This window comes from Streptomyces sp. MZ04, assembly GCF_004684775.1.
Taxonomy (GTDB): domain Bacteria; phylum Actinomycetota; class Actinomycetes; order Streptomycetales; family Streptomycetaceae; genus Streptomyces.
The window spans coordinates 1-9320 of record NZ_SRIC01000305.1 but is presented as its reverse complement, the minus strand read 5'-3'; the positions used below and the strand labels follow the sequence as shown (position 1 = coordinate 9320).

Annotated in this window: 12 protein-coding genes and 1 pseudogene; 5 read left to right on the top strand and 8 right to left on the bottom strand. The window is 71.1% G+C overall.

What is annotated here, in order from left to right:
• Window positions 1–17: 17 nt before the first annotated feature.
• Entirely contained in the window at window positions 18–251 is a 234-nt protein-coding gene (locus E2651_RS36870) for a hypothetical protein (RefSeq protein WP_135335625.1), read from the bottom strand.
• A 57-nt stretch (window positions 252–308) separates the two neighbouring features.
• A complete protein-coding gene (locus tag E2651_RS36865; RefSeq protein ID WP_135335624.1) occupies window positions 309–749 on the bottom strand; it encodes a dihydrofolate reductase family protein in 441 nt (146 codons plus the stop codon).
• Window positions 750–922: 173 nt separating this feature from the next.
• Between E2651_RS36865 and E2651_RS36860 the strand changes: the two genes are divergently transcribed.
• A complete protein-coding gene (locus E2651_RS36860; RefSeq protein WP_245239454.1) occupies window positions 923–1336 on the top strand; it encodes a TetR/AcrR family transcriptional regulator in 414 nt (137 codons plus the stop codon).
• Window positions 1337–1370: 34 nt separating this feature from the next.
• Here E2651_RS36860 and E2651_RS36855 read toward each other — a convergent pair whose 3' ends face one another.
• Window positions 1371–1820: a VOC family protein gene (locus tag E2651_RS36855; protein WP_135335622.1), complete on the bottom strand. Its 450-nt coding sequence runs from the start codon at window positions 1818–1820 to the stop codon at window positions 1371–1373.
• A gap of 37 nt (window positions 1821–1857) precedes the next feature.
• On the opposite strand from E2651_RS36855, the gene E2651_RS36850 reads away from it, so the two are divergent.
• The gene (locus E2651_RS36850; RefSeq protein WP_245239453.1) at window positions 1858–2499 is read left to right on the top strand and encodes a CGNR zinc finger domain-containing protein; all 642 of its coding nucleotides are present in this window, start codon (window positions 1858–1860) and stop codon (window positions 2497–2499) included.
• On the opposite strand, the gene E2651_RS36845 is transcribed toward E2651_RS36850, so the two are convergent.
• Window positions 2460–2918, bottom strand: coding sequence for a helix-turn-helix domain-containing protein (locus E2651_RS36845; RefSeq protein WP_135335620.1), 459 nt, complete (start codon window positions 2916–2918; stop codon window positions 2460–2462). The two genes, E2651_RS36850 and E2651_RS36845, sit on opposite strands and share 40 nt — an antisense overlap.
• Before the next feature lie 53 nt (window positions 2919–2971).
• Here E2651_RS36845 and E2651_RS36840 point away from each other — a divergent pair, with 53 nt between their 5' ends.
• On the top strand, window positions 2972–4234 hold the full coding sequence (locus E2651_RS36840; protein ID WP_135335619.1) for an MFS transporter: 1263 nt from the start codon (window positions 2972–2974) through the stop codon (window positions 4232–4234).
• 56 nt (window positions 4235–4290) lie between these two features.
• On the opposite strand, the gene E2651_RS36835 is transcribed toward E2651_RS36840, so the two are convergent.
• Window positions 4291–5160 (bottom strand): AraC family transcriptional regulator, encoded by an 870-nt coding sequence (locus E2651_RS36835; protein WP_135335618.1) that lies wholly within the window; start codon window positions 5158–5160, stop codon window positions 4291–4293.
• 100 nt (window positions 5161–5260) lie between these two features.
• Between E2651_RS36835 and E2651_RS36830 the strand changes: the two genes are divergently transcribed.
• The gene (locus tag E2651_RS36830; RefSeq protein WP_135335617.1) at window positions 5261–6184 is read left to right on the top strand and encodes an NAD(P)H-binding protein; all 924 of its coding nucleotides are present in this window, start codon (window positions 5261–5263) and stop codon (window positions 6182–6184) included.
• Window positions 6185–6272: 88 nt separating this feature from the next.
• Here the strand turns inward: E2651_RS36830 and rarD are convergent, their stop codons facing one another.
• Together rarD and E2651_RS36820 are read right to left on the bottom strand one after the other, a co-directional pair.
• On the bottom strand, window positions 6273–7358 hold the full coding sequence (gene rarD, locus E2651_RS36825; protein WP_245239452.1) for an EamA family transporter RarD: 1086 nt from the start codon (window positions 7356–7358) through the stop codon (window positions 6273–6275).
• A 116-nt stretch (window positions 7359–7474) separates the two neighbouring features.
• Window positions 7475–8335 (bottom strand): NAD(P)H-binding protein, encoded by an 861-nt coding sequence (locus E2651_RS36820; protein ID WP_135335616.1) that lies wholly within the window; start codon window positions 8333–8335, stop codon window positions 7475–7477.
• Between the two features lie 108 nt (window positions 8336–8443).
• Here E2651_RS36820 and E2651_RS36815 point away from each other — a divergent pair, with 108 nt between their 5' ends.
• Entirely contained in the window at window positions 8444–8818 is a 375-nt protein-coding gene (locus E2651_RS36815) for a helix-turn-helix domain-containing protein (protein WP_135335615.1), read from the top strand.
• 44 nt (window positions 8819–8862) lie between these two features.
• On the opposite strand, the pseudogene E2651_RS36810 reads toward E2651_RS36815, so the two are convergent.
• A pseudogene (locus tag E2651_RS36810) lies at window positions 8863–9320 on the bottom strand (2-oxoacid:ferredoxin oxidoreductase subunit beta); the annotation flags it as partial.

Sequence of the window (9320 nt, the reverse complement as noted above, 5' to 3'; positions counted from 1 at the left end):
GCTATTCGTCGGCAGCGTCAGATGTGTATAAGAGCCAGGCTGAACGGGGTGGCGGGCGCGTACGGGCCGAACCGGCTCGCGTAGACGATCTCGTCCCAGCCGAGGGTGAGCGTGAGCGGGACGAGAAACAGCGAGAGCAGGGCGAAACCGGCGCAGACGGCGACGAGGGGGCGCCGGCCGCGGGGCAGGACGCGGGCCCGCGGCGGCGTGCCCGCGTCGTACTCCGTCACGAGGAGCTGCCGGCCGTCCATCCGCCTGACCTCCTGTCAGGTCCTACCGGACTTGGCCCGCTTCTCGGTCATGTCCGGTCACTTCCGGTTGAACGTAGTCATATGGACGCCGGAATCGAAGGACCGGTTCGCCGACACGGTGAAACCGGTCACCGCGAAGGGGCTCTCGAACAGGGGGATGCCGGAGCCGAGGACGAGCGGGTTGCGCTTGATGACCAGCTCGTCGATCTCGTCGATGAGCGCCCCGGCGAGCTTGCCGCCGCCGCACAGCCAGATGTCCAGGCCGTCCTCCTGCTTCAGCTCGCGCACGAGCCCGACCGGGTCGTCGGCGACGAGCGTCACGTCCGGGGGCGTATCGGTCAGCGTGCTCGAGACGACGTACTGCCTCAGCTGGGGATAGGGGCTGGTCATGCCCACGGGCAGGCCGGCTTCGTAGGTGCCGCGCCCCATGAGGATCGTGTCGAAGCGCTTGTTGGGGGTGTCGGTGAGGCCCAGCGGGCCACGGGCGATCACCGGCATGGTCTCGGGGTACTCGGCCAGGATCGTGTCGCGGACCTCGCCCTCGAAGGGGAAGAAGTCGAACGATCCGTCGGGGCCGCGAGGGCTCGCGCGGGCTGACGCTGCGCGCCCTCGACACCGAGGCGGGCGTCCCCACGGGTACGGCGTCCAACTACTTCACCAACCGCTCCGACATGCTGGCGCAGATCACGGGGCGCACCCGCGGGCGGCTGACGCCCGACCCCTCGGACGTGGCCGAGACGCTCAAGGCCGAGCCGACGCACGAGCTGGTGAAGACCTTCATGCACCAGATCGTCGAGCGGATGCGCGCCGACCGCAGCAGCCATCTGGCCATGCTGGAGCTGCGCCTGATGGCCACCAGGAACCCCGAGCTCCATGCCGAGCTGACGCGCTTCTTCCGCGACGAGCTGGAGGGCAACATCGGCTTCCACCTCGACAGCGGGCTGCCGGGCGACACCATGGGCATGGTGCTGCTCTATCTGGCCATGTTCGGGCTCATGGTGGACGACCTGACCATCCCGGAACTCCTGGCGCCCTATCAGCCCGAGCGTCTGGTCGACGAGATGGTGTCGCGGCTGCTGCTGTAGAGGGGCGGGGCCGGTCGCCCCCCTCCAGGCCGTCCTACTGGACGCAGAACTCGTTCCCCTCCGGGTCCGTCATGACGACCCACTCGCCCCCCGGCTGCTTCTCGCGCCGCAGGACCGCCGCGCCGAGCGCCTCGACGCGGGTGACCTCGCGCTCGCGCTCGCCGGGCGCGGCGTGCACATCGAGGTGCAGCCGGTTCTTGACGGTCTTCGGCTCCGGTACGCGCTGGAAGAGGATCCGCCGCCCCAGACCCGTGCCGCTCTCCTCGTCGTACGGATCGTCCGGATGCCGTACGGCCACCAGGTCGCGGAAGGCGCGGCGGCCGCGGAACTCGATGGTCTCGGACTCGGGGAGGGCGCCGAGGCCGAGGAGGCGGGCGATCAGGGCGCTGTTGTCCTCGGCCTCGTAGCCCAGCGTCTCGGCCCAGAAGACGGCCTGGGCGTGCGGGTCGTCGGCGTCGACGACGAGTTTCCAGTGCAGGGTCATGCTAACCATTTATACTGGTTACGTGATGGAGCGCACCATGGGACAGGCCGAACGGCCAGGGCTGACGCTGGCCCCGCCCACGGGCCGGAGGTTCCACTTCGATCCGGGCGCGCTCTGCCTGGAGCTGCTCGCGACGGGCGGCCCGGGGGAGTTCGCGCGCTTCGAGGTGCTGCACGTGCCCGCGGACCTGGCGCGCTGGGCGGGGGAGAGCCGCCTCCGGTGGCCGTCAGACCTCGAACTCACCGTGGGTGAGGGGGAATTGGACCTTGTACGGCGCACTCGCGACGCCCTGTTCCTGCTCACCGCCGACCGCGCCCACGGGCGCCCCCTGGACCCCGGTCAGCTGTCCGTCGTGAACGCCGCGGCGGCCGAGCCCCCGCTCACCGCCCGCATCGAACCGGACGGCACGCGCGCGTGGGTGCCGGGAGCCACCGGCGCACGGCTCCTGTCGACCGTCATGCGCGACGCGGTCGACCTCTTCACCGGGCCGTACGCGGACCGCGTACGCGAATGCGCCACCGGCAACTGCAGCCTGCTCTTCGTCGACACATCACGCCCGGGGCGCCGCCGCTGGTGCGCGATGGAACGCTGCGGCAACCGGCAGAAGGCCAGGGCGCACCGTGCTCGGGGCGAGGCGGCTCAGCCCGCCGTCTCTTCGGACGCGGCCCGCACGTCGTAGGCCTCCCGCGCCGCGGCGACCTCGTTCTGGTTCCGCTCCGTCCAGGTCACCAGGGACTGGATGGTGTGGTGCAAGGTGCCGCCCAGCGCGGTGAGTTCGTACTCGACCCGTGGCGGCACCACCGGGTGCACCGTGCGCTTGACCAGGCCGTCGCGCTCCAGCTGGCGCAGCGTGACGGTCAGCATGCGCTGGCTGATGCCGTCGATCTCGCGGCGCAGTTCGGTGAAGCGGAGCTTGCGGTGTTCCAGGAGGGCGATGGTGAGCAGCGACCACTTGTCGGCGACGCGGTCGAGGATCTGCCGGACCTGGCAGTCCTCGCGGGTGTCCCACTGGAAGGGATCGGCGTCGCCATAGTCAACGCCCTTGCCCGTGCCCTTGCCCGTGCCCGTGCCTGCGCCCGTGCCTGCGCCCGCGTCCATGGTGCCTCCGCAGTTACTCGGTGACTTCAAAGTGCCTTCTTCCCTGCCCGCAGATGGTGCCGCAGGCTTCCAGTGGTTACAAGAGGGAACCGACCCCCGGCCGAGTAACCATCAACCCTCATCTCACCGGGAGCCACCATGGGCGCACGGGCCTCGGAGTCTTCCTGGTCTTCTCCGGGCTGGGCGGCCTTGCCACCGCGGCCTTGACGCTGATCGTCGCCCGCTTCGTGACCGGCCTCGCTGCGGCCTTCATGACGCCCGCAGCGATGTCGATCATCACCACGTCGTACGTGGAGGGGCCCGAGCGCAACAAGGCGCTGCTCGTCTTCGCCGGCACCTCCGCGGGCGGCTTCTCGCTGGGCCTGGTCATCGGCGGCTTCGACTTGCCGGGCGCGGCAGCGGCGGCCGGGGCGATGCTGCTGCTCGCCTACGGCGTCGTACGGCTCGAACACGGCCTGGCGGGCTGGCCGTTGACCGCGGGGGCGGCGGCCGCGGGCTTGCTGCTCGGAGCCGCCTTCGTACGAATCGAGCGCCGCAGCGCCCAGCCACTCCTGAACCTCGGGATCCTCCGCACCGGATCGGTGGTGCCGGCGGCGCTAGGGGCGCTGCTGTTCGTCGGGGCGTTCATGGGCTTCCAGTTCGTCCTGACGCTCTACCTCCAGGAACTGCGAGGCTGGTCGTCCTGGCAGACAGCCATCGCCCTGGTCGTGATGGGCTGCGACGTGATCCTGGCACCGACGCTCACCCCACGCCTGGTCGCGCGGTACGGCCACGCACGGGTGATCCTCGCCGGGTTCCTGCTGGCGACGGTGGCGTACGGCCTCTTCCTGCCGGTCGGCCTGGACTGGACGTACGCGGCGATGTTCCCGACCCTGCTCCTGGCAGGCACCGCCTTCGCACTGGCCCTCGGCCCGATGATGATCGCGGCGACGGACGGTGTGGCCGAGAAGGAACAGGGCCTGGCGGGCGGAGTACTCCAGACCGGCCTCCAGTTCGGCGCGGCGATCGGCATCTCGGGCGTGACGGCGGTCTACGGCCTGTCCGCCTCGGACACGAACGCGGCAACGGACCTCTCCGCGTTCCACGCGGCCCTCGTCGTCCCGGTGGCGATGGCGCTCCTGGGCACACTGGTCTCGGCACAGGGCCTGCGGAGAGGCAGGAGCAGGCGGGTCGTGGGAGGCGGCGGCGGTCAGCCTGCTGGCCTGAGCGAGCCGGAGGCCGGGCGCCGGGTGGGTGAGCGAGGTGCGGTAGCTGTTGGGGCGATGCTCCGGATTCGCTTGAAGGTGGCGTTGCTGAGGCCGAACGCGTCAGCGTGACCGGCGTGACCGGCGTGCCCGGCGTGCCCGGCCGCCGTTCGGGCCGAGAGTGGCGGTCAGCCTGCTGCCCTGAGCGAGCCGGAGGCCGCCCGCCCGGCGTTGAGCGAGGCGCGGTAGTTGCTCGGGGCGGTGCCCCGGATTCGTTTGAAGGCGTCGCTGAAGCTGAAGCCGTCGGCGTATCCGACCTGTCCCGCCACGGCGGCGACCGTCGCGCCGGGCTCGGCGAGCAGCTCGGCGGCCAGTGTCATGCGCCACTCGGTGAGGTACGCCATCGGGGGCCTGCCGACCAGCTCGGCGAAGTTGCGGGCGAACGCCGCCCGGGACACCTGGGCGCGGGCGGCCAGCGAGGCCACCGTCCAGGGGTGCGCCGGTTCGTCGTGCATGGCGTGCAGGGCGGGGCCGACCACGTCGTCGCCGAGCGCGCGGTACCAGCCGGGCGGACAGGCGTCCGGCAGGTCGAACCACTCGCGCAGGGTGCAGGCCAGCATCCAGTCGAGCATCCGGTCCATCACGTACTGGCGCCCCGGCCGGTCGGCGGCCACCTCCGCGGCGATCAGCTCCAGGATGGGCATGCAGTCGTCGCCCGCGGGGACGACCAGGAGCGGCGGCAGCATGCTGACCAGGCGGCAGCCTACGGAGCTTTCCAACTCGTAGGCACCGGTGACCAGTTCGCACGCGTCAGAGGCACCGCCCGCGGTGGAGAGCGTGAACGGGGCCGTCGTGCACACCATGGCCGCGTCCCCCTCCCGCAAGGTGCGCGGCTCCCCCGAAGCGGCCGCGATCCGCGCCGCACCGCGCACCACCGCGATCAGCGTCAGCGCCGCCCCCTCGCTGTGCTCCGACTCCCAAGGCCCGCTCAGCACGGCCCGGTTGAAGAGTGCCCCGTCCGCGCGTACGCCGCGCAGCAGATCCCCCAGTGCGTCCATGCCCCCACCGTAGACGGAGCCCGAGCGCCGTAGACGTACTCCCATCCCCGCGAGACGGACGCCCATGTCCCCGCCGCCCGGCACGCGATTGGCTGAGCCCATGACCGACAACAAGACAGCGCAGACAGCGACTTCGACCTCGACTTCGACCTCGACTTCGACCTCGAATCCCACCTCGACTTCGACCTCGAATCCCACCTCGACTTCGACCGTCCTCGTGCTCGGCGCCACCGGCAAGACGGGCCGCCGCGTCGTGGCCCGGCTCCGGGACCAGGGGCGGACCGTGCGGGCGGCGTCCCGCTCCGGCGAGACCCGCTTCGACTGGACGGACCGGGCCACCTGGGCCCCGGTCCTGGAGGGCGTCAGCGCCCTCTACCTGGTCGGCCCGCCCGACCCCGAGCCGATCGCCGACTTCGTCGGCCAGGCCGCGGCCGCCGGAGTACGCCGCTTCGTGGTCCTGTCCGGGCGGGGCGTCGAGATGTACGGCGACTCCTTCGAGCCGTCCATGGCGGAGGCCGAGCGCGTGGTCCGCGAGCTGGATGTCGACTGGACGGTGATCCGGCCGAACAACTTCACCCAGAACTTCGACGAGGACATCTTCCACGCGCCCCTGGTGGCGGGCCGCCTCGCGCTCCCCGTCGGTGACGTGCCGGAACCGTTCATCGACGTGGACGACATCGCGGACGTCGCCGCCGCGCTGCTCACCGAGGACGGCCACACGGGCCGGATCTACGAACTCTCCGGCCCCCGCGCGCTGACCTTCGCCGAAGCGGTCGCGGAACTCGCGGAGGCCTCGGGCCGCCCGATGCGTTTCGAGGACATCACCCCGGACGAGTACGTGGCGGAACTGACCGCAGCCGACGTCCCCACCGAAGCGGCCCGCGCCCTGGCGGACGTCCTGGCCTGGCTCGCCGAGGGCCACAACGCGACACCGGTGAGCGGCGTACGCGACGTACTGGGCCGCGAGCCACGAGACTTCAGCGTATACGCGAAGGGAGCGGCGGCTGCGGGGGCTTGGGGCTGAGCCCCGGGGGCCGGCGCCCCCGAAGGGGCGCGGGGAACTGCGCGACCAGCCACGACGCGCCCGCAGACAAGAACGGCAGGCGGCAGCGTCAGACTGCGGACTCCGCTTCCCGCCCGGCGGCGGGAGTCATCGGCTCCGTCTCCCGCCCCGCAGGGGAAGCGGAAGACGCCCCGGCAGCAGCCTCACGTACCCCGGCAGCAGCCTCACGTACCCCGGCAGCAGCCTCACGTACCCCGGCAGCAGCCTCACGTACCCCGGCAAGCCGAACCGCATTACGCCGAGCGGAGCGCAACGCATCCCAGGTCAGCAACGTCAACGCCAGCCACACAAGCCCGAACCCGGCCCACCGCTCGGCCGGCATCGCCTCGTGGAAGTACAGGATCCCGAGCAGGAACTGGAAGACGGGCGCGAGGTACTGCAGCAGCCCCAGCGTCGACAGCGGCACCCGGATCGCGGCGGCCCCGAAGCAGACCAGGGGAGCGGCGGTCACCACGCCGGTGGCGGCCAGCAGCGCCGCGTGCCCGAAGCCCTTCGTCCCGAACGTGATGTCGCCCTGCGAGCCGAGCCACACCAGATAGCCGAGCGCGGGCAGGAACTGCACGGCGGTCTCGGCGGCGAGCGACTCAAGACCGCCGAGGCCCACCTTCTTCTTCACCAGGCCGTACGTAGCGAAGGTGAAGGCCAGGCAGAGCGAGACCCACGGCGGCTGTCCGGCGCCGATGGCGAGCACGAGGACCGCCGAGAGGCCGACGCCGACCGCCGCCCACTGCACGGGCCGCAGGCGTTCGCCGAGCAGCAGGACGCCCATGGCGATGGTGACCAGGGGGTTGATGAAGTAGCCGAGGGACGCCTCGACGACATGGCCGGAGTTCACGGCCCAGATGTAGACGCCCCAGTTGACGGTGATGACCGCCGCGGCGATCGTCACCAGACCCAGCTTCCGCGGCTGCCGGATCAGTTCACCGGCCCAGGCCCAGCGCCGCATGAACAGCAGCGCGATGCCGACCACGACCAGCGACCAGGTCATCCGGTGCGCGAGGATCTCGGCGGCCCCGGCCGGCTTGAGCAGCGGCCAGAAGAGAGGGACGAGGCCCCACATCCCGTAGGCCGCGAAGCCGTTCAGCAGCCCTATACGCGCTTCACTCCTCGGCTGCCCCGCTGCTCCGCTGTCCACGGCCCCTCCTTCGTGCGCGGCAGCCCCACGCTGCCCTCACGAAGGTAGCGGCACAGGGGCCCACCTGTCATACCCGTATCTCAAAGACGGTCATGACGACTCCGTGGCCCCCCGTGTCAGCCCTTGAGCGCCGCCTCGACCGCGTCGGCGAGGGGCGTGGTGGGCCGCCCGATGAGCCGGGTCAGATCGCCGCTCATGCCCGCGAGCAGCCCCCGCTCGATCGCCGCGTCCACGTCGACGAGGATCGCGGCGAACCGCTCGGGCACGCCCGCGCCGGTCAGGTTCGCGAGGTTCTGCTCGGCTGGGACATGCGCGTACGAGATGTCCTCGCCGCTCTGCCGGGCGATCTCGGCGGCGTACTCGGAAAGGCTCCACGCGACATCGCCGCTCAGCTCGTACGCCTTGCCCTGATGGCCCTCGCCGGTCAGTACGGCGACGGCGGCCGCGGCGTAGTCGGCGCGCGCGGCGGAGGCGACCCGGCCTTCGCCCGCGGAGGCGACCACGGCGCCGTGCTCCAGGACGGGGGCGAGGTTCTCCGTGTAGTTCTCGTGGTACCAGCCGTTGCGCAGGAACGTGTACGGCAGCCCGGAGTCGAGGATCAGCCGTTCGGTCGCCTTGTGTTCGGCCGCGAGATCGAAGTCGGCGTCGGGGCCGCCGAGGACGCCGGTGTACGCGAGGAGAGCGACGCCCGCGGCGCGCGCGGCGTCGATCGCGGCGCCGTGCTGCGCGACTCGCTGCCCCATCTCGTTGCCGGAGATCAGCAGCACCTTGTCGCCCGCGGCGAAGGCGCCGGTGAGGGACTCGGGCGCGTTGTAGTCGGCGACGCGCAGCTCGACACCGCGCGCGGCCAGCGGGGCGGCCTTCTCCTTGTCGCGGACGACGGCCGCTGTCTGCCCGGCGGGGACCCCCGCGGCGAGCAGCCCGTCGATGACGAGACGGCCGAGCTTTCCGGTGGCTCCGGTGACGACGATGCTCATGTCTGAAATCTCCCTGAGTTCCCTTTGGGGTGTTTGGAGTGGTTCGAGACCGAGCCTAGGCCGCACGCTAACTCTTGGAAAGTACCCACTTTGAAGTAAGGTACTGGCATGGGAGTAAGGGACTGGAACCTCGACAGCGACGAGATGTGCCCCCAGCGGCTCGTCCTGGAGCACGTCACCAGCCGCTGGGGCACGCTGATCCTGCTGGCCCTGCAGGACCGCGCGTACCGCTTCAGCGAGCTGCGCCGGGCGATCGGTGGTCGCGTCAGCGAGAAGATGCTGGCCCAGACGCTGCAGACCCTGGAGCGCGACGGCCTCGTCCACCGGGACGCCAAGCCCGTCATCCCGCCCCGCGTCGACTACTCCCTCACGGACCTCGGCCGCGAGGCCGCCGAGCGGGTCCACGCGCTGGCCATCTGGACGGAACGGCGCGTCGGCGACGTGGGCACGGCGCGTGCGGCGTACGACGAAGCCCGGTCCTGAAGGATCAGAACCGGGCTTCGGGGACGGGCGGACGGCGTGCTGCGCTAGCCGACGACGGTCCAGGTGTCGCCACCCGCCAGAAGCGCGGCGAGGTCGCCCTTGCCGTTCTGCTCGATGGCGGTGTCGAGCTGGTCGGCCATGAGCGTGTCGTAGACCGGGCGCTCGACGTCGCGGAACACGCCGATGGGGGTGTGGTGCAAGGTGTCCGGGTCGGCGAGGCGGGAGAGCGCGAAGGCCAGCGTCGGCGAGGTCGAGTGCGCGTCGTGGACCAGAATCTGAGACTCGGTCTCGGACGTGACCGGGACAACTTTGAGGTCGCCGGTGAGGGAGTCGCGTACGACGCCCTGGGAGCCCAGGCCGCTCTCCAGCGGGGTCCCGAAGCGGATGGGTTGTCCGTGTTCGAGGCGGATGACGGCTTCTTCGGCCTGCTGCTTGTCCTTGAGGACTTCGAAGGCGCCGTCGTTGAAGATGTTGCAGTTCTGGTAGATCTCCACCAGCGCCG